This is a genomic window from Rhodococcus artemisiae, assembly GCF_036327795.1.
Taxonomy (GTDB): domain Bacteria; phylum Actinomycetota; class Actinomycetes; order Mycobacteriales; family Mycobacteriaceae; genus Rhodococcus; species Rhodococcus artemisiae.
In genome coordinates this window covers 360476-384763 of record NZ_JAUTXY010000004.1, presented here as the reverse complement: position 1 = coordinate 384763, position 24288 = coordinate 360476, and the positions used below count along the sequence as shown (strand labels likewise).

19 protein-coding genes are annotated in these 24288 nt (G+C 66.4%); 6 read left to right on the top strand and 13 right to left on the bottom strand.

What is annotated here, in order from left to right:
• Positions 1-27: 27 nt before the first annotated feature.
• The 9 genes from Q7514_RS11855 to Q7514_RS11815 form a co-directional block, all read right to left on the bottom strand.
• On the bottom strand, positions 28-1923 hold the full coding sequence (locus tag Q7514_RS11855; RefSeq protein WP_330133441.1) for an alpha/beta hydrolase-fold protein: 1896 nt from the start codon (positions 1921-1923) through the stop codon (positions 28-30).
• A gap of 250 nt (positions 1924-2173) precedes the next feature.
• Positions 2174-3184 carry an alpha/beta hydrolase gene (locus Q7514_RS11850; RefSeq protein WP_330133440.1) on the bottom strand — a complete coding sequence of 337 codons (1011 nt, stop codon included), beginning with the start codon at positions 3182-3184 and terminating at the stop codon, positions 2174-2176.
• Positions 3185-3529: 345 nt separating this feature from the next.
• A complete protein-coding gene (gene zomB, locus Q7514_RS11845; protein WP_408016077.1) occupies positions 3530-5470 on the bottom strand; it encodes a flagellar motor control protein ZomB in 1941 nt (646 codons plus the stop codon).
• Positions 5471-5474: 4 nt separating this feature from the next.
• A complete protein-coding gene (locus Q7514_RS11840; protein WP_330133439.1) occupies positions 5475-6380 on the bottom strand; it encodes a decaprenyl-phosphate phosphoribosyltransferase in 906 nt (301 codons plus the stop codon).
• On the bottom strand, positions 6377-6874 hold the full coding sequence (locus Q7514_RS11835) for a phosphatase PAP2 family protein (RefSeq protein WP_330133561.1): 498 nt from the start codon (positions 6872-6874) through the stop codon (positions 6377-6379). Before Q7514_RS11835 ends, Q7514_RS11840 begins: the two co-directional genes overlap by 4 nt.
• 67 nt (positions 6875-6941) lie before the next feature.
• Complete coding sequence (locus tag Q7514_RS11830; protein ID WP_330133438.1) at positions 6942-8864, bottom strand: glycosyltransferase; 1923 nt, start codon at positions 8862-8864, stop codon at positions 6942-6944.
• Positions 8861-10081, bottom strand: a complete 1221-nt coding sequence (gene glf / locus Q7514_RS11825) for a UDP-galactopyranose mutase (protein WP_330133437.1) — start codon at positions 10079-10081, stop codon at positions 8861-8863. Before glf ends, Q7514_RS11830 begins: the two co-directional genes overlap by 4 nt.
• A gap of 74 nt (positions 10082-10155) precedes the next feature.
• Positions 10156-10929 (bottom strand): MerR family transcriptional regulator, encoded by a 774-nt coding sequence (locus Q7514_RS11820; RefSeq protein ID WP_330133436.1) that lies wholly within the window; start codon positions 10927-10929, stop codon positions 10156-10158.
• A gap of 152 nt (positions 10930-11081) precedes the next feature.
• Complete coding sequence (locus Q7514_RS11815) at positions 11082-12638, bottom strand: SpoIID/LytB domain-containing protein (RefSeq protein WP_330133435.1); 1557 nt, start codon at positions 12636-12638, stop codon at positions 11082-11084.
• Between the two features lie 321 nt (positions 12639-12959).
• Here Q7514_RS11815 and Q7514_RS11810 point away from each other — a divergent pair, with 321 nt between their 5' ends.
• Positions 12960-15041 carry an N-acetylmuramoyl-L-alanine amidase gene (locus Q7514_RS11810; RefSeq protein ID WP_330133434.1) on the top strand — a complete coding sequence of 694 codons (2082 nt, stop codon included), beginning with the start codon at positions 12960-12962 and terminating at the stop codon, positions 15039-15041.
• 24 nt (positions 15042-15065) lie between these two features.
• Here the strand turns inward: Q7514_RS11810 and Q7514_RS11805 are convergent, their stop codons facing one another.
• Entirely contained in the window at positions 15066-15887 is an 822-nt protein-coding gene (locus tag Q7514_RS11805) for an HAD family hydrolase (protein WP_330133433.1), read from the bottom strand.
• Between the two features lie 4 nt (positions 15888-15891).
• A complete protein-coding gene (locus tag Q7514_RS11800; RefSeq protein WP_330133432.1) occupies positions 15892-16707 on the bottom strand; it encodes a lysophospholipid acyltransferase family protein in 816 nt (271 codons plus the stop codon).
• 64 nt (positions 16708-16771) lie between these two features.
• Here Q7514_RS11800 and Q7514_RS11795 point away from each other — a divergent pair, with 64 nt between their 5' ends.
• The 4 genes from Q7514_RS11795 to Q7514_RS11780 all read left to right on the top strand — a co-directional run bounded on the left by Q7514_RS11795 (position 16772) and on the right by Q7514_RS11780 (position 21507).
• The gene (locus Q7514_RS11795) at positions 16772-17626 is read left to right on the top strand and encodes a hypothetical protein (RefSeq protein WP_330133431.1); all 855 of its coding nucleotides are present in this window, start codon (positions 16772-16774) and stop codon (positions 17624-17626) included.
• 53 nt (positions 17627-17679) lie between these two features.
• The gene (locus Q7514_RS11790) at positions 17680-19275 is read left to right on the top strand and encodes a Rieske 2Fe-2S domain-containing protein (RefSeq protein WP_330133430.1); all 1596 of its coding nucleotides are present in this window, start codon (positions 17680-17682) and stop codon (positions 19273-19275) included.
• Positions 19276-19383: 108 nt separating this feature from the next.
• On the top strand, positions 19384-20370 hold the full coding sequence (locus Q7514_RS11785; RefSeq protein WP_330133429.1) for an ABC transporter substrate-binding protein: 987 nt from the start codon (positions 19384-19386) through the stop codon (positions 20368-20370).
• Between the two features lie 120 nt (positions 20371-20490).
• On the top strand, positions 20491-21507 hold the full coding sequence (locus tag Q7514_RS11780) for an alpha/beta hydrolase-fold protein (protein ID WP_330133428.1): 1017 nt from the start codon (positions 20491-20493) through the stop codon (positions 21505-21507).
• Here Q7514_RS11780 and Q7514_RS11775 read toward each other — a convergent pair.
• Together Q7514_RS11775 and Q7514_RS11770 are read right to left on the bottom strand one after the other, a co-directional pair.
• Positions 21476-22438, bottom strand: a complete 963-nt coding sequence (locus tag Q7514_RS11775; RefSeq protein ID WP_330133427.1) for a hypothetical protein — start codon at positions 22436-22438, stop codon at positions 21476-21478. The genes Q7514_RS11780 and Q7514_RS11775 overlap by 32 nt on opposite strands.
• 24 nt (positions 22439-22462) lie before the next feature.
• Positions 22463-23632: an MFS transporter gene (locus Q7514_RS11770; protein ID WP_330133426.1), complete on the bottom strand. Its 1170-nt coding sequence runs from the start codon at positions 23630-23632 to the stop codon at positions 22463-22465.
• A gap of 227 nt (positions 23633-23859) precedes the next feature.
• On the opposite strand from Q7514_RS11770, the gene Q7514_RS11765 reads away from it, so the two are divergent.
• The gene (locus Q7514_RS11765) at positions 23860-24276 is read left to right on the top strand and encodes a PaaI family thioesterase (RefSeq protein ID WP_408016076.1); all 417 of its coding nucleotides are present in this window, start codon (positions 23860-23862) and stop codon (positions 24274-24276) included.
• Positions 24277-24288 lie beyond the last annotated feature (12 nt).

Genomic DNA, 24288 nt, shown 5'->3' with positions numbered 1-24288 from the left:
CCGTACGAAATCACGGGTGAAACACAATCACGGGTGAACCGTGGGGGCATCATCGATGACGGTCACGGACCCGTGCTGGAACCTCTGCTCGATTCCGCCTTCGATCGGCGTCTCGTCTCCGATCGGATAGCCGAGCCGGCCGTTCTCGGCACCCTCGGCCACCCAGGCCTCGAATACGCGGCCACGCACCGGCCACGCCCCCGTCTCATGCGTCCAGTAGATGGTGCCGTGCTCGAACTCGGAGAAACGCCCGTCGCCGGTGATCACGTGCTCGCTCGACTTCGGATAGCCGAGTGCACCGGTCTCGTAACCGAGTTCGCCGTACTTGGCCAGAATCTTCCCCAGCACAGCGTTCGCGCCGGTCGCTTCCGTCCAGTACATCGCGCCGATCTCGAATCCCTGAACGCTGCCGCGCTGATCGGGCGTACCGACCTCGTCGAGCACGGGATATCCGAGCGGACCGGTTTCCCAGCCCTGTTCCTTCCATTCCTCGAAGATCGCGCCCTGCACGGTGCGTGCACCGTGCTCGGGAGTCCAGTAGATGGCTCCGTGCTGGAAGTGATTGAAGCGGCCGCGCCCGTCGGCGGTTCCCCGCTCCTCCGTCGTCGGGTAACCGAGCCTGCCGGCGGGACCACCCGCGCTCTGGTACTTGCCACCGATCGCTCCCGCGACGGGCACCGCGGTGCCGCCGGACGAGAACACCCGGCCGTGGCGGAAGTCCTGCACGGAACCACCCGCGACGGGATACTCCCGAGTCAGGCAGTCGCCGAGCCACGGATTCGCGGCCGCGACGTCACCGAACGCTCCGAGCGGGGCGCACTCGGGCTTCTGGATTTCCACGCCGAGGGTGTTCGCGAGTTGCGGCCACAGCTGATGCAGTTCGAATTCCCAGTACGGCCACGAGTGCGTGCCGGACGGGCGGTACACGATCTGCGCAGGGATGCCGAGCTTGTTCAGCTTCGTCGCGAATGCCTGCGAAGTCAGGCGAGACAGGATCTCGAGCCCCATGCCCGCGTAGTTCGTGCTCACGCCGGGAACTGCGGTCGGCTGATCGTACGGACCGGTGCTGCCGCTGCCGCTCGAGACGTACATGCTCACCCCGCGGAGCTTCTCGGCGAGAAGATACGGGTCGTGAGACTCCCATCCCTCGCTACCGGGCTCACCCCACATCGCGTCGACGTCGAATCCGCCGGCGTCCTGCATGGCGTAGCGAATGGCTTCGGGCATGCCGAGCGTCGTGGTGGTGAGAATGCCCGACAGCGACGCCGCGAACTGGAAGAATCCCTGGTTGCGGGCTGCGAGGAACATCGCAGCCGTGCCACCCATCGACAGGCCGACCACACCGCGCTTGTCGGTGGTGCGCCAGTCCTTTTCGAGGATGGGCGGGAGTTCCTCGGTCAGGAAGGTCTCCCACTTGTAATTCTGGCCGTTGTTCTGGTCGATCCAGTCCGCGTAGAAGCTCGACTGGCCGCCGACGGGCAGTACCACGTTGACGTTCTTGTCTGCGAAGAACTGCTCGGCGTCGGTCTCGATCGTCCAGCCGTTCTCGTCGTCACGAGCGCGGAGGCCGTCGAGCATGAACACCGACGGGAACCGGGCCTCGGGTGTGAGGTTCCAATCCCGCGCGAGCAGGAGCTGCACCTGGATGGGCGTGCCCATCGACGGCGAATCGATCCAGAGCGCGACGCGGCGATCAGTGAGCCAGTCGACCTGACGCACGGTCGCGCCGGAGGAGTCCTGGGTCGCTGCCGGCCCGGACTCGGCGACCGACGGCTGCGCCGTCGCCACCGCGACTGTCGTCAATCCCGCCCCGACCGGCGCCACGAGCGCCGCAGCGACGAGCCCCAGCAGGCGTCGTTTGGTCCTCGTACCTGCCTTTTCCTCGTTCGGCCTCCCCCGATGGCCACCATGCACAGTTCGCATCGATATCGCTCACTTCCTGCATTGCGGTATTGCAGATCGTCCGCCGAGCGGACTCGGTATCGCGGGAGCCGTCCGTCGATCGGATCAGCCAGGCCCGAATCCTGTTTCTACACGTCGAGCGACGTGATGTGAGGGAGCCGCGCTGTGACAGGTGGGGAAATTGTTACCGAAGACACGAAGCCGCCCGGCTGCTCCGTGAGGAGCAACCGGGCGGCAACGTCGAAGCAGTGTGCTTGGCCTGGCAGTCGGATCAGTGCGCGTTGAGTGCGTCCAGGATCTGCGGACGTGCCTTCCACAGCTCGTCCTCCCAGTACTTCCACGCGTGGGTTCCGCGGGCCGGGAAGTCGAAGGTGGCCGGGATTCCCAGGGTCGCGAGCTTCACCTGGAAGGCGCGGGTCTGGACGAGAGCCAGTGCCTCGAGGCCCATGGCGTTGGCCGTGTTGTAGAAGCCGACCAGGCCCTTCGGGTTGTCGTGCTCACCGGGCAGGCCGCTGGCCGCCGAGATGTACATGGACAGGCCCTCGAGCTTGGGCGCGAACACGAACGGATCGTTGCGCAGCCATGCCGGGTTCCACGGCGGGCCCCACATCGAGTCGACATTGAAGCGGCCGGCGTCGAGCATCGCGATGCGGATGGCCTCACGCATGCCGGGGGCCGACAGGTTCAGGTAACCCGACAGCGACGACGCGAACTGGAACTGGTCGCGGTGGTACGCGGCCAGGGTCAGTGCAGCGGAACCGCCCATCGACAGGCCCAGGATGCCGTTGTTGCTACGCGAGACACCACGGGTTTCGAGGTAGGCGGGAAGCTGCTCGGTCAGGAAGGTCTCCCACTTGTAGGTGATGTCCTGGCCGTTGAAGTTACTCGGCGAGTACCAGTCGGTGTAGAAGCTCGCCTGGCCGCCGACCGGCATGATCAGGCTGACGTTGTCCTGCGAGAACTGCTGCAGCGCGTTGGTCTCGAAGGTCCATGCGTTCGCGTCGTCGCGGGCACGCAGTCCGTCGAGCATGTAGAGAGCGGCGTCGCCACCGCGTGCGGCCCACTGGATCTGGACCTTGATCGGACCCATGTCGGAATCGACGAAGACCTCTTCGAAGCCTCCGGCGGGCGCACGGTGCGAAACCGGCGCGGCCTGGGCCGGAGCGGCAAGTGCAGCCGTCGTTCCGGCAACACCTGCAGCAACAGGAAGTACAAGCGCTGCGGCGGCGGTGCCGAGCAGGCGCCTGCGAAGGCCCTGCGACAACCTAGGGACAAAACGCATGAACAATGCTCACTTTCTCGATCTGCGGCGTCCGCGTCTGCGTCCCCCGACGGATTTCGGCGGCGGCGACCTGGTGAAGGTCGCCTTCAAGTCACACTGCGGTCAAGACTGTAAAGGACAGCGTGATCTCTGACAAACCCCGATTCCCAAGGTCTTGAGCTTGTCTTGACTACTCCGTCGGATCACAGGGGCCCGAACGTTACATCTCCGTTATCCGGCGTGATCGTAACGAGACCTCGACGACGGCCGTAGGCCGGGTCACCCGAACGGTCACACGACGCAGAATGTCGCATTCATCCAGGTCATCCGAATGAATGCGACATTCCTCCGAAAAGGGGCGTCATTCTAGCCTCGCGGTGGCGGCATTTCCAGATCGCAGCGTTGTATCTCATACTTCGGCACTCGCTCGATGCGGTACCCGGAATATTCGAACGCGTTGCGCAGATTCCGCTTGAACAGAGGCCACGTGAGCTCCGCACTCGACGACGCGAGCAGCTCCTGTGTTTCAGGACACGTCAACGCCACCTGGGCCATGGCGACCCAGTCCTCATCGAGATACGCCGGCATCCACGGATGTACGTCGACCATCCCCGAGTCCGCGACCACCCAGTCGGGATACAGGATCTTGTCGTGCCCGATCCGGCCGTCCTCGAGTCGCTCGGTGTGCGCAGCGAGCGGATAGGCGAGACCCATCTGATCGATCACCCGCACATCCAGGCCGACGTTCATACTCGTCATGCCGAGATTCAGGAAGTACACCGTGTGCCCGGCACCACCCGGAGGAATCGGTAGGGGCGGCGGCACGACGTCCCACACGTCGTACGAGGGCGTCGACAACAGCAGCCCCCCGTCCGGGGTGTTGTCGATCGCCTCGACCATCGCGCGCATGCGGGGGTAATCGAGGTAATCGGTCGCGAGGATCGGATGCGAATGGCCGGTGTTGAGCACGTAGAACGCGCGCTCGTCGACGATCCCGGAGCGACCCACCACCGCACCTTCGGGCATGCCCGTGGTGTTGGAGGCGAAGAACGCCCAGACCACCGTCCCGATCCACAGCAGCGCCATACCACCTGCCGTACGGGTGGTCTTGTTGTTGCCGATCTCCGACCGGTCGGGCACCCGCAAGGGCACGACAGCGACGGGAAGCAGCAAGCAGAACAGCGGTGGCAACAGCACGCGACCGTGCATGAAGTCGCCGCCGACCCGCATCGAATAGAGCATCAACAGCAGGCCGGCGCCGAGCGCGAAGAACACGACCGCCGTCGGGGTGCGCAACGCCCGTTGCCCACGCCGGGCCCACGCCCGGAGGTCTGTTCCCTCGTCTTGCGACACGGCTCCGCCACCGGCCGGGGCCCGAGTGGCCCACAGCACCACCGCGGCGACGACCGCCAGGAACAGGACCGGCAACCACAGCAGGTACGGGCTCACCAGATTGCCGAGGTACTCGAACCCCTGTGACCACTTGGCTCCGCCCGCGTCCTTCGACACGGCGGTGTTCGGGTACGGCAGAGCGTAGTAACCCATCCGCCAGATCTGATACATCACGGGGATCAGTCCGGCCACCGCGACCATCGCGACCCGCACCCGCCACGTCAGTCCCTGTGCCAAGAACAGCATGGCCAGCGCCCCGGCCGCGAGAATGGCGAGTTCGGGGCGTACGAGCGGACCGAGGCCCGCAACGAAGGCAGTGACGAGGATCTGCGTGGTACCGGGAAGTCCCTCGTGCTTCGGGTCGGGTGTCGCCCACCGCACGAGCATCAGCCACAGCAGCGCGATCCAGCAGATCACCAGGCAGGTTTCGAGTCCGGACGTTGCGAAGTCGCGCGCAGGTGGCACGGCGATGTAGACGAGCACTCCCGCGGGCATCAGCAGGACTGTGCCCGTGGCGCCCCGCAGGCGCCATCTGTACATCCGTGCGGCGGCCAGCATGGCCAGCACGACCGCACCGGTCGACAACAACAGGGCGATCGTGAGCACCACGTATTCGAGGCGAACTCCGCTCAGCTCCCCGGCCGCGTAGACCATGTAGGTCCACATGGTGGAGGTGTTGGCCTCGACCCGCTCGCCGCTGTTGAACACCGGGCCGTTGCCCGCCATCAGGTTGCGCACTGTGCGCAACACGATCAGGCCGTCGTCGGCGATCCAACGGCGTTCCCACGCCCCCGAGAACATCAGCAGTGCCGCGATCACGACACCACCGGCGAACACCCCCGTCGCGAGGCGACGCGACCGGGCGGGCGGATCGGTAACCGACCTGCCCGCCACGCTGTCGTCGACGCCGTCCACGACGTCAGAAGAGGTAGACAGCACCGCCGACCACCACGATCCACACCACCGCAAGGAACTGCAGCACGCGGTCGCCCAGAGCAATCTCCTCGGGCTCACCGGCATCGCCACCGTCGACATCCACCGCATACCGCAGGATCGCGACGACGAACGGGATCATCGAGATCGCGTACCAGTTGGAACCGGCGATGGTGTCCTGCTCGAACGCCCACAACCCGTAGCAGATCACCACGGCCGTGGCAGCGAGCGTCCACACGAACCGCAGGTACGTCTCGGTGTAGTACTCGAGCGACTTCCGGATCTTCGCACCCGTCCGCGTCGCGAGCCGCAGTTCCGCGTACCGCTTCCCGGCGGCCATGAACAACGATCCGAACGCCATGATCAGCAGGAACCACTGCGACAGCGGGATCTCGGCGGCCACACCACCTGCGATCGCACGGATCAAGAATCCCGACGAGACGATGCAGATATCGAGCACGGCCTGATGCTTGAGACCGAAGCAGTATGCGAGCTGAATGCCGATGTACACGGCCATCACCACAGCGAGCTGCCAGTTCGCAAGGAACGACAGCGCGATCGAGGCGACGAGCAGCACGCCGGCGAGGATGTACGCGAGCTGCAGCGGCAGCACTCCCGCCGCGATCGGCCGGAACCGCTTGGTCGGATGCTCCCGGTCGGCCTCGACGTCCATCGCGTCATTGACGAGGTAGATCCCGGACGCCGCCATGCAGAACACCACGAACGCGAGCGCGACCGGCAACAGCACCGCGGATTCCGTGACGGACCCCGCCGCCATCGGCGCCGCGAGCACCAGCACGTTCTTGACCCACTGCCGTGGGCGCACCGCCTTCACGATTGCCGCTGGGAGGCTCTTGGGGGCCTCCGTAACGGCGGTCGGTTCCTCGCTCATCGCTCTCCAAACTTCTTCTCTGCCCGCGCCACCACAGCAGCGGACGCCGCCCCGAGCGCCGCACCGGCCAGGACATCCGTCGGATAGTGCACACCGAGAACGAGACGCGACAGCAGCATCGGGGGCACGAGCATCGCCGGAAAGGGTAGCCCGGTCGTGCGCGCCATCAGCACGGCCGCTGCCGTCGTGGACGTCGCGTGCGACGACGGGAAACTCAGCCGACTCGGCGTCGATACGTTGACCTGCACCGACGGATGGGCAGGGCGCTTGCGACGGACGACGCGCTTGATGACGATCGACGCGGCGTGCGCTCCGACCGCCCCGACCGCGACTCCAGCCCACTGGGTGCGTCGCTTCGGATCCACGAGAGCGCCCACGGCGCCGATCGTGATCCAGCCGAGCGCGTGCTCTCCGAAGTGCGACATCCCGCGCGCCACCGAGGTCGCTCCGGGCAGGGTCCCGACGGTGCCCTGCACCGTCTGCAGCACCCGCACCTCGAAAGGCGCACGGTCGCTGTCGACCTCTACGGTCGCGGTGCCGGCACCGGCCGGAACAGTGACGTTATCCGTCGATGCCGAAGACACGTTCCCACTCCTCTTTGCTGGTCAGGGCGGGAACCGCATCCCGGTAGCGCCTCTTGAGCTCCGGGAAGCGCTGTGCGAGTTCGCGCCGCAACCGCAGCGCTTCGGTCAGCAGCGCCTGGGCTTGCGCGCGGTCGCGCTTACGGTAGACCACGCCCCGGCCGTCCGCGGTGGTGACCGTCACCCCGTCGACCTGTGACAGCAGGAACCAGCGGGCATCGATCGTCGGCACGTTGAGCTGCGGGCGCGTGTGGTGCTCGGGATTCTCGGGGCGCACGTTGTGCAGCATGCCCTTCGCGAGTCGCGAGATCTTTGCAAGTTTCCCTTCGGGTTCTCCGACGGCGCCCACTTCTGCGCCCGAAGGCAACGGCAGATCGGTCGACGACGGCACCACCCGGGCGTCGGAGAAGTTCTTCCGCAGCGCATGCACCTCGCCGAGCGCCTCGGGGAGCAGGTCGAACAGGTTCTCGGGTCCGGCGAGGAAGTCCTCGATCGCCTTGTTCTGGATCGCGACGGTCGAGTACTCGAGGCACACGAGGTGCTTGATCGTGGCCTTGATCGTGTCGAGGACCATGCCCTTGCCGTCGCCCGGCATGTGCAGGGCGGCGACGACGAGACGATTGCGCAGGTGGAAGTACGCCTGCCAGTCGATCGCGTCGTCCTTGTCGCTCCACGCCATGTGCCAGATCGCAGCGCCGGGCATCGTCACCGTGGAGTACCCGGCGGCACGGGCGCGGAGCCCGTATTCGGCGTCGTCCCACTTGATGAACAGCGGCAGCGGCTGCCCGATCTCCTCCGCGACGACGCGCGGGATCATGCACATCCACCAGCCGTTGAAGTCGACGTCGATGCGCCGGTGCAGCAGTTTCGAGTTCTCGCGGTCGCGCAGCGGGTTCGTGGAGAAGTCGTGGTCGTACTCGACGTTCGGGGCGGCCGACCACATGAAGACCGACCGGTCGACGACCTCACCCATCGTGTGGAGGTGGCTGCGTTCCTGCAGGTTGAGCATCTGTCCGCCGACGAGTGTCGGAGACTTGGCGAACCTCGAGAACGCGAGTGCGCGCAGGATCGAGTCGGGTTCGATCTCGATGTCGTCGTCCATGAACAGGATGTAGGGGGCAGAGGTGGTCTTCAGCGCCTCGTACATGATGCGGCTGTATCCGCCGGACCCACCGAGGTTGGCCTGGTCGTGGATGACGAGGCGGTCGCCGAACGGCTCGGCGGCCTCTGCGAAGCCGTCCTGGTCACGGACCTTGCGGGTGCCCTGGTCGGGGATGATCATCGCGTCGATGACATCCATGACCAACGGATCCGACGCGAGCGCGCGCAGCGCCGCGACACAGTCGGCCGGGCGGTTGAAGGTGGGGATGCCCACTGCGACGGAGGCCTTGCCTGGGGCCTCGACGGGCGCGAACCAGCCGGCGGCGTGAACGGTGACGTCGGTGTCGGTGGTGACGTCGAACCAGATCCACCCGCCGTCCTCGAACGGGCCGAGATCGGTTTCGAGTTCGAGGACGATGCCCGAACCGTCGAATTCACGGCCCTGCACGTGGATGCGGCTCGAATCGGCCTTGCTGCGGTAGATGTCGATACGGCCGTGGCCGGTGAGCTCGAGTCTCAGGACCACCGAATTCAACGTGCTCCACCGACGCCAGTAGCTCGCGGGGAACGCGTTGAAGTAGGTGCACAGCGACACCTCGGACTCGGCACCGATGTTCAGCTCGGTTCGGCTCGACGCGTGTGCCCGTCGCGCGTTGGTGGACGATTCCTCGATGTAGAGGGTCCGCACGTCCAGAGGTTCACCCGGTCGAGGCAGGATGATCCGCTGGAGCAGCGCTTTACCGAGCGAGTCGCTGTCCGACGCGGCGGGCGCCGGCGCGACGGTGGTGGTCGATCGGCTCATGAGGCATCCCCCGCGATCGGCGCACCCGATTCGAAGTGCGGCGCCACAGTGTTGTCGAACATCGTCAACGCGCTCGCGATCGCCATGTGCATGTCGAGGTACTGGTAAGTACCGAGACGGCCACCGAACAGCACCTTGTTCGCCACGGCTTCCTTCTTGGCGAGCTCACGGTAGGCGGCGACCTTCGCGCGGTCGTCGGACGTGTTGATCGGGTAGTACGGCTCGTCCTCGTCCTCCGCGAAACGCGAGAACTCACGCATGATGACGGTCTTGTCCGCCGGGTACGTGTCGCGTTCGGGGTGGAAGTGCCGGAACTCGTGGATGCGGGTGAAGGGCACGTCGGCGTCGTTGTAATTCATGACCGGAGTCCCCTGGAAGTCACCGGTGGGCAGGACCTCGGTCTCGAAGTCCAGGGTGCGCCAGCCGAGCTTGCCTTCGGCGTAGTCGAAGTAGCGGTCGAGCGGACCGGTGTAGACGACGGGTGCGTCGGGGTTGGCGCCACGGATCTCGTCGCGCACCTCGAACCAGTCGGTGTCCAGCCGGATCTCGATCTTCGGATCCTTCGCCATGTTCTCGAGCCACGCGGTGTAGCCATCGACGGGCAGACCCTCGTAGGTGTCGTTGAAGTAGCGGTTGTCGAACGTGTACCGCACGGGCAGGCGGGTGATGTTGCCTGCGGGCAGTTCCTTGGGATCGGTCTGCCACTGCTTGGCGGTGTAGTCGCGGATGAACGCCTCGTAGAGAGGACGGCCGATCAGGGAGATCGCCTTCTCCTCGAGGTTCTGGGCGTCGGCGGTCGAGATCTCGGCGGACTGTTCCTTGATCAGTGCCCGCGCTTCCTCCGGGCTGTAGTAGCGCCCGAAGAACTGGGAGATCAGGCCGAGGCCCATGGGGAACTGGTAGGCCTGACCGTTGTGCTTCGCGAATACGCGATGCTGGTAGCCGGTGAAGTCGGTGAACTGGGTGACGTAATCCCAGACCCGCTTGTTCGACGTGTGGAACAGGTGGGCACCGTACTTGTGGACCTCGATTCCGGTCTCCGGTTCGGGTTCGGAGTACGCGTTGCCACCGAGATGGTGGCGCCGTTCGACCACGAGGACCCGCTTCCCGAGCTGCGTGGCCGCGCGCTCGGCAATCGTCAGTCCGAAGAATCCGGAGCCGACGACGATCAGGTCGTACTCACCGGGAGAGGGCTGGGGCGCTGATGCAGCAGTCACGGAGAACCAGGGTAACGACCTTGTCACCCCGGCGCCCTTTCGGTCCGTCGGCGGGTCCCGTAAGGGCCGGGTGATCAGAGGTAATGCTGCAGAACGGCGCGTACGAACTCGGCACCCGCGGTACCGCCGTAGTTCGCCGCGAACCGGTCGTCCTCGACGTACATATCGGCGAGGCCGAGCACATAGTCACGCAGGCCGGACTCGTCCGCGCCGTGAGCGGGCGTGCCCGGAACGGACGACAACCATTCGACGTGGCGGCGTGCGAGGTCCTGGGCCTGCTCTCCGTGCGGGTCGAGACCCGCCTGAGCCGCGGCCGCCCAGTCTGCGCTCAGGCGGGCGACGTGCGACTGCCAGTCGCGCCGTTCGTGCTCGCTCATACCGCGCCACCACCGGTCGCCGGTGGCGTACGCCTGCTCACCCCAGCGCTCTGTCACCTCGTCGCGGTACTGCGTGTGATCGAATCCGTCGAACACTTCCTTCGCCATGAGATCCTCTCCTTTCTCTGTTTTCTCCAGGGTCGTGCGAACCGCCCGAATGCGGCGTTCGAGTTGGGTTCGCTCGTGTTCGAGCAGCTCGAGGTGGGTGCGCAGCGCACCCGCGGTGTCGTGACGATCGTCGAGGGCTTCGCGGATCGCGTGTAGCCCCAGCCCGAGGTCGCGCAGTAGCAGGACCCGCTGTAACCGGACCAGGGCATCGGAGTCGTAGAACCGCATCCCGTTCCGCCCCGTGCGGCTCGGTGCGAGCACCCCGACGTCGTCGTAGTGCCGCAGGGTGCGGCTGGTGACTCCGGCAGCGCGGGAAAGCTCTTGGATCGACCATTCGCGCTGCACGTCCGTGTGACGCTGCATGCCTGCCTCCGTTCTGCTCGACATCCACTGTGCATCTTGACGTTGCGTCAATGTCAACGCTGCGGCGTGCCGAGGAACCAACGCCCTACGCACAGCAATGCCGTCCACGGATTCCGTGGACGGCATTGCTCACTGTGTCGGGTGGTCGAGCTCTATTCTGCGCTTCCGCTACTCGGGAACCAGTCACGCAGGAAGCTCGACTCGATGACCTGGGCACCGAGATCGGGGGTCCAGACGATCGCGCCACCGGTGAAGATCCGGAACTTGCCGCGCTCGTCGGGAAGCATCAGTTCTGGTCCGACGGGCGAGCCGAGGATGCCCTCGACCCCGCCGAGTTCGAGGTACTTCGACTGGATCTCCGAGCTGTCACCGGTCTCGAACCGCAGGGCTCCCACCTCGGTGTCGATCTCCGGTGCCGGGGTAGGCGGCGGCACAGCGGCCTCGGTACCTTCCTGCACGCTGAACCAGTCGGACCGCAGCCCGAGCTTGGCGCGCGCCTCGGCACCGGTGGTCTCGATGGTCCGATCGGAGCCGATCACGCGCACCTGAGTGGCGCGACCTCCCGCGTCGCCGAGGTTGTTGCGGGCGATGACCTCGATGTTCTGGAGCTCACCGACACCGAATGCCGTACCGATCTCACCGGCGGTGATCGTCTTCGCCCATTGCCGGTTGGGTGCGACCTTGTCGCCGAGATCCTCGACGGGCGGGAAGGTGCCACCGGCACTGTATCCGCCGGTCGATGCGGAGAACTCGCTGCGGACCACCGCGCCGTCCTTCATCAGCGCCTGTCCGCGGGTGGTGCGAACGGCGTCATCGGTACGGGGATCCTCCGTGCCCGAGCCTCCGTACACCTGGCAGCTCGTCGTGTCGCAGGTCTGCCACTTCTCGTCGCGCTTCTCCGCGAGTGCGTACGAGCGGGCCGCGATCGCCTGTGCACGCAATGCTTCGGCTCCACCCGTGTCGGCCCAGCCCGGCACGGCCTCGGCGGGGACGACGCTGCGCAGGTAATCCTCGACATTCAGACGGTTGACGGTGCGTGCGGCATCTCCGTCGAGCACCACACCGATCGCGCCGCGGTAGGTGGTGTCGCCCGAGCACAGCTTCAGGTGCTCGTCCTTGGGACGATCCTCGCCGAGATCGACAGGGTCGACCCACGGCACATCGGTGGCGCCCTGCCACAGCACATCACCACTGCACCCGGCCGTGACCACGACGTTCGCGCCGCCGTCGGCATTCGGGGTGAGATGGGCGGCCTCTCCGGGACCGACCTGTCGACCCGCGACGTCGAGTCCGGCGTCGGAGTAGACGTCGAGACTGTGGTCGTCGAGGCCCATGAGACGCACGGCGATCATGGAGTCCGGGGCGGTGCCCAGGGTGGTGCCCCCGTAGTAATGACCGACGATTTGTTCGGCCGTCCATCCGTCCTGCGCGTAGCCGTAGGCACCCCACTGGCCCATGCCACGTCCGTGACCGTGGCCTTGACCGCTGAAGGTGAAGGGAGTGTCGGCGGAGACGGCCTGGCGGACGTCGGAGCCGTCCGATCCGCTGCTCACGAAAACACCGACGACTGCCCCGGCGAGTAGAGCGGGCGCGATGCCCATCGCAGCGGCACGTGTCGCGGTCGGGCGCCATCCGTTGCGCAGCGGCCGACCGAGGACGACACGCCGTCTACGAATTTTTCCTCTGCGACGAATCGACTGTCGTGCCATGCGCTGCGCTCCCTTGTTCTCGCATTTCCGCTGATCACGCGGACGATCGTCCACGTCATCGCCCGCTCTCACGGATCGGACATCCCGAGACCGATGCTCAAGCTCAGGTTGAGGGTTATGGTTTGCTGTGTCTAGTGTGACAAGAGTGGCGAGGTATCGCAACAAATGTCACAACAGCAACAATGGCATCACAAGTTGCCTTCATCGGCGGTCCGTTCCGGCGCGGAACGGGCTCGAAGATGTTGGATTCCGACCAGTGATATCGACCGCCCGAGATATCGACCGCCCGAACCCGCGCACACCAACAGGGAGTAGCAAACAGTGCCGCATCGCCGCCCGAAGCCGTCGATCGTCCTGGGTGCCGTCGCCGCCCTGGCCGTCGCAACACCTTTCGCGGTGTCCGGCTTCACCAGTGACCAGACCGATATCCGTCAGACCAGCGATTCCGTCGAAGCGGTCGCGCCCACGATCGCCGAGGTCGTGCTCGCGTCAGTGCCCGACCTCGTGATCCCGCTCGAAGAACTGACCGGGCTCAACCTGCCCGACATGAGCCTCAGGGAGATCGTCCAGGGCATCCCGCAGATCTCGACGGCTCCCGATCCGGGTGGTGGACCGATCGGGCACGTCGGCGCAGTCGTCAAGGAACTCACCCACGACACGCCGTTCAGCCTCGTCGCCCTCACGGCAAGCGACGTGGCCGACACCGACGCGATGATCCGCGCGCAGAACGACGACGGCACGTGGGGTCCGTGGTCTGTGACCGAACCCATCGACGCCGGACCCGACAACCCCAGCCCCGACGCGCGCGGCGGCACCGAGCCGATCTTCGTCGGTGCGACCAAGGCCGTGCAGGTTCTGTTGACTCCGCGGCCGGGTCCGGAACCGAACCTTGCCGGCGCCGAAGCGCCGCCCGAGGAACCTGCGCCGGCAGCACCCGAAGCACCGGCTGCACCCGGGGCTCCCGCACCTGCTGAAGTTCCCGCACCGGGCGAAGTTCCCGCACCGGCCGAGGCACCCGTACCCGCCGAGGCACCGGCACCCGTCGCGACACCTGCAGAGGACGCGCCCGAACTCGGTTACGCACCGGCGTCCTCGTCACGCCCGCTGCACGGCCAAGACCCCGCTCAGGTCCTCGCCGACAGCGTCAGCGCTGTGCTCATCGACCCGGGCACCAGCCCCGCCGATGCCACCCTCGAAGACATCGCAGGCCCGGTGGGTGACTCCGGCCTCGAGGTCATCACCCGCTCGCAGTGGGGCGCCGACGAATCGATCCGGTGCGACGAACCGACCTACGACGATTCGCTGGGCGGCGCCACCGTGCACCACACTGCGGGCAGCAACGACTATTCCAAGGCGGAATCCGCGGAGATCGTGCGTGCGATCTACGCGTACCACTCGCAGACACTCGGCTGGTGCGACGTGGGGTACAACGTGCTCGTCGACAAGTACGGCCAGATCTTCGAAGGTCGCGCCGGCGGTCTCGACCGCAATGTGCAGGGCGCCCACGCGGGTGGCTTCAACGAGAACACGATGGGTATCGCGATGATGGGAGACTTCTCGTCGGCGACACCGCCCGAGACCACCGTCGACGCCGTGGGCAAGTTCCTCGGATGGCGGCTCGCGAAGGCAGGGCTCGATCCCAAGGGCCGCACCACGATGTACTCGGAAGGCACCTCGTTCACCCCGTACCCGAGGGGCGCGTCCGTCGACCTGCCGGTCATCTTCGCCCACCGCGACGTCGGCAGCACCAGTTGCCCCGGCGACGGCGGATACGCCCAGATGGACAAGATCCGCAACATCGCCGCGGAAGCCGCGAAGGGCACGAGCCCGAGCACCGATCTCGCGACGGACACTCCTCCGCCCGCACGCGATGCAGTGCCCGACACCGATGCCGGGACACCGGCCACCGGATCGGCCGAGAACGTCCAGAACCTCGTGCAGGAACTGATTCGTCTCGCCGATAATCACCCGCTGGCCCAGAAATGGATCGCCGAAGGCGGCGAGACCGGACGTCTGGGTACGGCCATGACATCGATCCTTCCCGCAAGGGGCGGATTCGAGAGCGCCCAGTTCGTCAACGGGGCCATCTACACCTCGCCCAACGGCGGTGTGTGGACGGTGCTCGGCGAGATCTACCAGGCGTGGCAGAAGTCCGGGCTCGACGCTGGTGAGCTGGGGTTGCCCACCAGCGACGAGTACCGGGTGCCGGACGGTTGGCGGTCGGACTTCGAGTTCGGTTCGCTGATCTTCAACGAGGTCACCGGTGTCGTCACGAAGGTGCTCCGCGCTTACAACGACGCCTACGAGGAGTCGATGCAGGAACCTGCGGCCGCCGCGGTCGCTCCGGAACCTGCACCGGCACCGGAAGCCGCGCCGGCACCCGAACCGGTGCCTGCAGGCTGACCTTCGGTCACCGGCGTAAACGAGTCACTGCCACCAGCGTTCGAGGATGCGGGCAACCCCGTCCTCGACGTTGGTGGCAGTGACTTCGTCTGCCACCGATTTGGCCTCGGGATGCGCGTTCTCCATCGCCACACCGTGCCGTGCCATCGACAGCATCGGAATGTCGTTGGGCATGTCGCCGAACGCAACGAGATGATCGGCCGTCACCCCGAGATGCCGAGCGGCTTCCTGGAGTCCTGCCGCCTTCGTGATGCCCGCCGCGGAGATCTCGATGAGCCCGTTGTCGGTCGAATACGTCAGGTCGACGAGACCGTGGAGTTCCGGCAGGAGCACCTCGGCCATTTCGGCGCTGCTGATACCCGGCTGCCGGATCAGCAGCTTGATGGCCGGCTCGGCGATCACGTCGTGCTCGGCGAGTTCGGTGTTGTCCGGGTTGAGCCACGCGTGCTCGTAACCCGGTGAACTCACGAACTGAGGTGTCGCGGCATCGTGTGCGCTCGCTCCGACCCGTTCGGCGGCGAGACCGCTGCCCGGCAGGACCGTGGCCGCGAGATCGGCGAGCCACGACAATTCGTCCGTGCCGAGCAGCGCGGCGCTGAGCACTCGATCGGTGGCGCTGTCGTAGAGCACTGCGCCGTTGGCGCACACCGCGAGCGGCGCGTACCGGAGCTGTTCGACCACCGGCGCGATCCACCGCGGCGGGCGACCGGTCGCGAGGACGAACGGGGTTCCGGAATCGATCACCGCGTGCACTGCGCTGCGGGTTCGGTCGGAAATCTGCTCCGTGTCGTCGATCAGGGTGCCGTCGACATCGGTCGCGACAAGGCTCGGACGTTGGGGACTCACTCGGTCATTGTGCCGAAGGACCTTTTCCGTTCGCGCCCGGCTCGTCCCCACTGTGCCCACCGGCCTCACGTCGAGCACGTTGCTGCTCCTTGCGGGCACGCCGTTCCGCCGCCACGCGAGCGTCCTCGAGGTTCGCTTCCTCGGGACTCGGGGCCGAACCGCCGAGCCGCTTCGGCACCCAATAGGCACCCTGCTCGTGGCGATAGTTCTTCTGGGCTTCCTGCAGCATCTGCTCCATGGTGGTGTGCAGCTGTGCGGTCATCTCGGCGGCAGGCTCGTACGGCTCGATCGGCGCCCCGACGATGATGGTGATCGGAGTGTTCGTTCGACCGAGTCGCTTCGGGTGCCCCTTGGTCCACACCCGCTGCGACCCCCACAGCACCATGGGGACGACGGGCACACCGGCCTCGAGCGCCATCCGGGCCGCACCTGACCGGAAGTCCTTGAGTTCGAAACTACGGCTGATCGTCTCCTCGGGGAACACGCCGACGAGATCACCCCTGCGAAGCGCCTCGACTGCAAGCCGATAGGAGTCGCCGGCATCGCCGCGGTCGACGGGGATGTGCTTCATGGCGCGCATCATCGGCCCGGAGATCTTGTTGTCGAACACTTCTTTCTTCGCCATGAACCGGATGTACCGCTTGGTTTCGCGCGCGGGAATGCCCGCGTAGGTGAAGTCCATGTAGCCCGTGTGGTTCATCGCGATGACCGCACCCCCGGTCGCCGGGATGTGTTCCGCCCCGGAAATCGTGAATTTCAGGCCTTGGGCTGCGAACAGTGTGCGTGCCACGCCGATGATGGTCCGGTAGAAGGGTTCCACGTCGGTTAGCGTAGCCGGGTCCACCGCATCGGACCGACCGCGATCGACGTCAGGGGCGAGAATATTGACCATCACCACCGGAAAACCCCGCCTGTTCGTCGTCGCAGGCACCGCTGTCGCACTGGCGTTGGCCGCGACCGGATGCGCCGGCGATGGGCAGTCCGGCATTCCCACCGAGACTCCCGAACCGCCCGCAGCGGTCTCCTCGGACAGCGGGGGCGCCGCAACCGACGGGGATTCCGCCACGGCTCCCTCGACGGAGGCCGCAACACCTGGGGTCACGGTCGGCGACGTGCCCGGCAACGCCGCGGCCGCCGCGGCCCTACAGGGGTGGACGAACGATCTGCTGGCGGGCACCGACGTGGTCGGCAAATGCTGGACGATCGCACCGGAACGAGCCGAGGAGATGTACGCCGATGCCGACGCGATCAGCGCCGCGGTGCAGCAGACCGGACTCGACGGCCAGTTCGCGGTGACGTGGTCCGCGAACGACACCGATGTGTCGGTGCTGCGCAGTGAGATCTCCTCCGGCTACGCCTGCCCCTATGTCCACGCGACCGATGACAGCGGCATCTACACCGATGACGACGCCGTCTACGCGGTGGAACGGTTCCTCGGACGCGCCGTGGGCGATCCGGTGGACCCGAGCGACACCGAGGAGGACTATCCCCTGATCTGCCCCGGGATGGGGATCTGGGATCCGTGGGGCACCGGCAACCCGGTCGTGCCGCCGCTGTGGACCGATCCCGATGCCCTCGACGACGTGACATCCTTCGACGCGGAATCTGCGACCTTCTCACCTGTCGACGACGTCTACGGGAGTGTGACGATCCCGATCGTCGAGGCAGGAACGGCTCGTGACCTGGTTGTCTACGTCACAATCGCGTCGAACGGATACTGCCTGGGCGCAGTGGGCTGAGCGGCTCCGCCTACCCTGGGGTCACGTCGGTCAGCACGTCAGGAGGCAACGAAGTGCAGATCACCAGCGTCGGACACGCAGGGTTTCATATTCGGACCGAGGCCGGGTCCATCCTGTGCGACCCCTGGGTCAACCCCGCGTACTTCGCATCGTGGGTACCGTTTCCCGACAACACCGGGCTCGATTGGGATGCACTCGGCAACGTCGACTACCTGTACGTGTCGCACCTGCACAAGGATCATTTCGATCCGGGCACCCTGAGCAAGCACGTCAGCAAGGACGCGACGGTGCTGCTGCCGGACTACCCGGTGCCGGATCTGCGGCGTGAACTCGAGGCGCTGGGCTTCACCAAGTTCTTCGAGACCATCGACTCCGTCAAGCACCGGATCTCGGCGGCCGGAATCGAGGTCGCTCCGCAGGCTCCGCTCCAGCCCGGCGCTCTCGACATCATGATCATCGCGTTGCGGGCCCCTGCCGACGGTCCGATCGGCGACTCCGGTCTCGTCGTCTCCGACGGCGAGAGCACCGTGTTCAACATGAACGACGCGCGCCCGATCGACATGGATCCGATGCACGAGGCGTTCGGCCACATCGACATCCATCTGCTGCAGTACTCGGGTGCCATCTGGTACCCGATGGTCTACGACATCCCGAAGAAGACCAAGGCCAACTTCGGTAAGCAGAAGCGCCGGCGCGGCATGGATCGCTGCCGCAGCTACATCGAGCAGGTCGGCGCCACCTGGATCGTGCCGTCGGCCGGGCCGCCGGTGTTCCTCGACGACGATCTGCGCGACCTCAACGACGACCACGGCGACGAGGGGAACATCTTCCCCGACCAGCACGTGTTCCTCGAACAGCTGCGTATCCACGGGCGCGACGGCGGCCTGCTCATGATCCCGGGGTCGACCGTGGATCTGGCAGGCAAGGATCGGATGACACTCACGCATCCGATCCCGGATGAGCAGGTCGATGCGATCTTCACCGACAAGGCCGCCTACATCGAGGACATGGCACAGCGGTTCGCGCCGGTCATCGCGGCAGAGAAGGCCACGTGGGCGCCCGCCGAGGGTGAGCCGTTGCTGCCCGCGCTCAAGGCGAAGTTCGAGCCGATCATGGCGCAGTCCGACCTGATCTGCGACGGCATCGGTTACCCCGTGGGTCTGGTCATGGGCTCGGGCGACGACGCCGAGACGGTCGTGCTGGATTTCCCGAAGCGGGTCGTGCGCGAGCCCATCGAAGGAGAAGGCAAGTACCGCTACGGATTCCGAATCGCACCGGAGCTGGTGCGGACTGTCCTGCGCGACGACGAACCCGACTGGGTCAACACGATCTTCCTGTCCACCCGCTTCACGGCGTGGCGCATCGGCGGGTACAACGAGTTCTTGTACACCTTCTTCAAGTGCCTCACCGATGAACGAATCGCCTACGCGGACGGCTGGTTCGCCGAGGCACACGACGACACGGCGTCGATCGAGCTGGGCGGCTACGAGATTCAGCGCCGCTGCCCGCACCTGAAGGCCGACCTGTCCAAGTTCGGCGTCGTCGACGGCACCACCCTCACCTGCAACCTCCACGGCTGGCAGTGGGATCTCGAGTCAGGTCGCTGCAAGACGTCGAAGGGGCATGAGCTGCGTAGCAGCAAGCTCTGACGCCGTTGTGTGGTTCCGGTAGTTCCGGGTAACCGGAACTACCGGAACCACACCCGACCTGCTCAGGTTAGGCTTGCCTCCCGTTTGCTGGTCATCGAGGAGGTCACCATGAGATTCGGTCGGATTGCCGTCTCACTCGCCGCGGTTCCGCTGCTGTTCGTCGCGGCATGTTCGTCGGGTTCGTCGGACGCTGCGTCGCCGACCGATGACGCAGCGTCGGTCACAGTGGGCCATCGGTTCGGCGAGACCACGGTCGAAGGCACGCCCGAGCGAGTGGTCACCCTGTCGGTGTCCGACAACGACGCCGCCCTCGCGTCGGGTGTCGTTCCGGTCGCGATGGCGCAATCGGTGGTCAAGCCGGTCATGCCGTGGACCGAGGAAGCGATCACAGAACTCGGCAGCGAGATCCCGCCGCTGCTCGACTTCGGCACCGAGGTCCCGGTCGAGGAAGTCGCGTCCTACGAGCCCGATCTGATCCTCGCGACCGGCCTCGAGCTCACCGACACCGTGTACGAGCAGCTCGCAGCCATCGCTCCCACCCTGGCCCGCGCCGAAGCCGAGCAGGCCGACACGTGGGCCGAGCAGTCCCAACGGGTCTCCGAGCTGTTCGGTACCCGCGAGGACATCGACGCCCAGATCGAGGCCACCGAATCCGAACTCGAGGCCGCTGCCGAACGCAATCCGGAACTGAACGGCGCCACCTACGTCGTGTCTCTGCTGCACTCCGCCGATCAGGCAGGTCTGCTCACCGGACCGGACTCCGCCACGAGTCAGCTGCTCGGCAGCCTCGGTCTCGTCCCCGCGCCGGAAACCGAGAAGTACGTCGAGGAGGGCAAGGACAACCAGCTCAGCCCCGAGAACCTCCGTCTCCTCGAAGCGGATGTGCTCATCGGTTACTTCCCCGACACCGGTCTGCGCGACACGTACTACGCGATGCCGGTGTTCAGTTCACTGAACGTGGTCGGAGGCGGGCATCATTACCAGCCGACCGATGAAGAATGGCGCGGTTTCCGCTCGACCAGCCTGCTGAGCATGGCATGGCTCGGCCAGGAACTACCCGACAAGATCGCGGCCGCGATCCGCGGAGAGGGCTGATCGGACTTGACCGAGAACACCACCGTTCCTCCACCCTCGCCGAGGAAGCGCCGACCGGCCCCCGATCGTTCCGTCCCCACTCCGAGTGCCGTCCGGGAAGCGCTGCAGGGTGACGGAACAGTGGTCTTCACTTCCGAGGGCAGTGACTGGATTGCGACGTTCGCCGTGGGTGACGCCGCATTGCCACCCTCGACGACCGCCGTCTTCCTCGATGTCAACTGCGTCACCGACCGGAGCCGGATTCCCGCCGGAAGCATGCACCGCGACACGGACTTACGGTTGTGGATCCTGTCCGTGCGGGTTCCGGCCGGTTGGCGCGGCGCGTACACGTTCATTCCGTCGGACGCACCGCTCACAGTTCCGGAAGGCGACGTGGACCAGCGTCAGTGGTGGATCGACTTCCGCCGGGGTGCCATCGAATCGTTCGAAGGCGCTGCCCCCGACGCCGAGCCACAGCGACTCCGGACGGGCGCGCTCCCGGAAGGCATCCTCACGGCAGAGACGGTGGAACTCGACGGCATCCCGCGTCGCGTCGGCACCTACGTCCCGCCCGTGCCGGGTCACGGCACCGTCGTGTTGTTCGACGGCGACGAGGTCCGCCGCCACCGGGTGCTCGCCGCGTTCGACGATCCCGCGAACGCCCCCGCGCGGGTGCTCGTCGTCGACCACGTGAGCGCCGACGGACAGGAACGCAACGTGCGGGCGTCCGACCTGACCGCCAACCCTCGGTTCCGCGACGACCTCCTCGCATATGCGGGCGAGCCCGTGACGGTGGGCGGCTGCTCGTACGGCGGACTCGCGTCGATGTTCTTCGCATTGACCCGGCCCGATGCCGTGCGCGGCGCAGCCTGCCTGTCACCGTCGATGTGGTGGCACGACGAGCACGGGCACGACGTGCCGACACTCGCGAAGGCCGACAACGGCGGCGACGTACCCATCCTCAGCGAGGTGGGTTCACTCGAGTGGATGATGCTCGGCGAGGTCGCCGACGCCACCGATCGGCTGGCCGCGGCCGGGCACCCGATTCGTTCGGGGACGTTCGCGGGTGGTCACGACTGGGTTCAGTGGCGCGAGCGGCTGCCCGCACTGATCACAGAATTGCTGGTCACACAGTCGCGTCGCCCGGAATCGGCGTGACCGCAGGGCGCGGTGCGAACGCCGGCACGAGCAACAGCACCGCGCCGACTGCGATCAACGCGAAAGGCCACCACTGACGATCCCCCGCCTCCACGGTGGGTTCGGCGGCCTGCGCGTCACCGGACCGCGGCAGCGCCTCCGTCGCATCCCGCACGTTGCCCGAGATGCTCTGGACGACATTGCTCACCGGTCCGACCCCCGCCACGAGCTGACCGGTGCCGTCGGTCAGTTGCCGGCCACCGTCGTCCAGCAGGATCAGGCCGTCACGCAGTTGCCGGGAGCCGTCGGTAGCCTGGGCCATACCCGCGACGAATTCCGCGTTCGGGTCGGTGAGTTCGTAGGCGAGCTGCTGTGCGCCGCCGCGCAGCTGCGCGAGCTGGTCCATGGTGTCGGGCCCCAGCCCCTGCGTGTTCAACATGTCGACCAGATCCCGGATCTTCCCGGATGCCGAGCGCGACACAGGATCGCCGGACAGATCGAGAGTGTCGGCGACGGTCGTCAGCTGCGTGGTGACGCTGCCCTGCATCTCACCGAATCCGGTGAGCCGGGTGACCACTTCGTCGACGCCCCCGCTGATCTGGGAGGCCCCGTCGCCGAGCAGACCCACGCCGCCCTCGAGCTGGTCGAGTCCGTCCGCAAGCTGCTGTCCCCCGTCCCGGGCCTGACCGAGTCCGTCCGCGAGTTGCTGTGCGCCGTCGTCGAGCTGACGACTGCCGTCCGTGAGCTGGCCGACTCCACCGTCGAGGATCGAGAGGGGAAGACTCGCCTGTTGCAACGTGCTGCGGGCATCGTCGACGTCGGCGCCGCCAGCCTCCTGTTCGGTGACGGTCACGGTGGTGTCGGGCGAATCGAGGTAGGCGAAGGTCGATCCGGCGCCCACAAGGGCCAACCCGGAAACTGCGGTGATCATGGTGAGCAGACGTGCACGCATGTGCGTCGAGGCTAGAGCCTCCGGTTAAGAAGCTGCTGAGGAGCCCCGGTCGGGCAGCCATCGGACGGCAGTGATACCTACCACGAGTAGCGGCAATACCGTCGACACCACAAGCGCAGACAGCGGAATCCATGCCGAGCCCACCGCGAACCACGCGAACACTGCAACCGACATCACCTCGCTCGTCAGACCCACCACCGAGGTCACCGTCGCGCGGGTGCGGCCCGACATCGTGTCCTGCAGACGGGCCTCGGCAACGATGGCGGTGTTCTGCAGCGCCCCGTACCCGAACCCGATCGCGATGAACCCGACGACACCACCCACCATCGCGCCGGCCGCGAGGAGCATCGCCCCCGCAATCACCACCGCACTCATCACCCGGCCACTCATCGAGGCGGTCCTGCCCGCGGCCGCAGCACCGATCACCTGACCGACCACCGTCAGCGCGACCAGAACCGGCACCTGCTCGATGGTCGCCCCACCTTCCCGTGCGAGCAGGCCGAAGTACTCGTCGAATGCAAGACACGCGAGTAGCGCCGCGGCAAGGACCACCGCGCGGCGTACCACCTTGTCGGTGCGCACTTCGGTCGTGCCGTCGCGCAGCGCCGAAACGTAGCGAGCGAGCACCGCCGACGGAGGCGGCACCGAGGTCGCCGTGTCGCCGGTGCCGTCGAGTTCGTCTGCCTCCATCGCACAGGGCGCACACGGCAACGTCAGGACCAGCAGCATGTTCGCGACGGTGATCGCGACGGACAGCCAACCGACCAGCGCATAGCCGCCGAGCCCGAACAGCGGGGATGCCGACAGGATCGCGACGAACACGCACACCATCTCGCCGGCATTCGCGTACCCCATCACGGCGGCGTACCTGTGTTCGGCGTCGAGCGCCGCGAGCTCGTCGTAGAGGAGTGCCTCGAACGTGCCCGATTTCAGGGATTCACTGACACCCCACAGCACGAACCCTGCCGCGAACCCCCAGACAGTGGGCCAGACCATCCAGATCGTGAAGGTCGCCGTGAACAGGACGCCACTGCCGAGAAGCAGGCCACGGCGCGACACCGTATCGGCCCACGCGCCCGACGGAACCTCCGAGACGAACGCAACTACGGACCACAGGACGAACAGCGACGAAATACTGCCGGTGCTCAGGCCGTGGTCTTCGAACAGCAGCGCATAGAGACCGTAGAGCGGCACGAATTCGCGAGTGGCCGCGTAGGCGACCGCCCGGACGGACAGCGAGGTCGAACGGCTGAATCAACATCGTCGGCGCATGGGTCCAGCATGGCACTCCGGCTCGCGTGTGTCACGAACGACATGGTCGTCCGATACCGTCGTCAGTTGTGAGCAAGGACAACGAACCGAACCGGCAGCGCACCTACACGTGGGAAGATCCGGCACCGACATCGGCAGCCAACCGCGATATGCAGGGACTGGATTTCCTGCGCGGACTGATGGACGGCAACATCCCCCATCACCCCACGTCCCGGACGCTGGGTTTCACCGTCACCGACGCCCGGGAAGGATTCGTCGAGGTGACCCTGGAGGTGCAGGAGTTCCACGCCAACGCCGTCGGCAGCGTGCACGGCGGGGTGCTCGCCACCTTGTTCGACACGGCAATGGGATTCTCCGTGTCGAGCACACTCGACGCGGGCGTCGGCTACACGACACTCGACCTGCAGGTGCGTTATCTGCGTGCGGTACAGCCGGGCCACGTGGTACGGGTGCAAGGGTTCTGCGAACACACCGGTCGCCGCACTGCGATCGCGCGCGGTGAAGCACGCGACGATCAGGGGAAACTGTTGGCCACCGGCTCCACGAGTTGCCTCATCCTGAGCTGAGCACACCCGCCC

Bases quoted from the DNA above. Each gene is read 5' to 3' on its own strand.
- Q7514_RS11855 (WP_330133441.1), bottom strand. From the start codon at position 1,923: ATGCGAACTGTGCATGGTGGCCATCGGGGGAGGCCGAACGAGGAAAAG.
- Q7514_RS11850 (WP_330133440.1), bottom strand. From the start codon at position 3,184: ATGCGTTTTGTCCCTAGGTTGTCGCAGGGCCTTCGCAGGCGCCTGCTC.
- Q7514_RS11840 (WP_330133439.1), bottom strand. From the start codon at position 6,380: ATGAGCGAGGAACCGACCGCCGTTACGGAGGCCCCCAAGAGCCTCCCA.
- Q7514_RS11830 (WP_330133438.1), bottom strand. From the start codon at position 8,864: ATGAGCCGATCGACCACCACCGTCGCGCCGGCGCCCGCCGCGTCGGAC.
- Q7514_RS11820 (WP_330133436.1), bottom strand. From the start codon at position 10,929: ATGCAGCGTCACACGGACGTGCAGCGCGAATGGTCGATCCAAGAGCTT.
- Q7514_RS11815 (WP_330133435.1), bottom strand. From the start codon at position 12,638: ATGGCACGACAGTCGATTCGTCGCAGAGGAAAAATTCGTAGACGGCGT.
- Q7514_RS11785 (WP_330133429.1), top strand. From the start codon at position 19,384: ATGAGATTCGGTCGGATTGCCGTCTCACTCGCCGCGGTTCCGCTGCTG.
- Q7514_RS11775 (WP_330133427.1), bottom strand. From the start codon at position 22,438: ATGCGTGCACGTCTGCTCACCATGATCACCGCAGTTTCCGGGTTGGCC.
- Q7514_RS11765 (WP_408016076.1), top strand. From the start codon at position 23,860: ATGCAGGGACTGGATTTCCTGCGCGGACTGATGGACGGCAACATCCCC.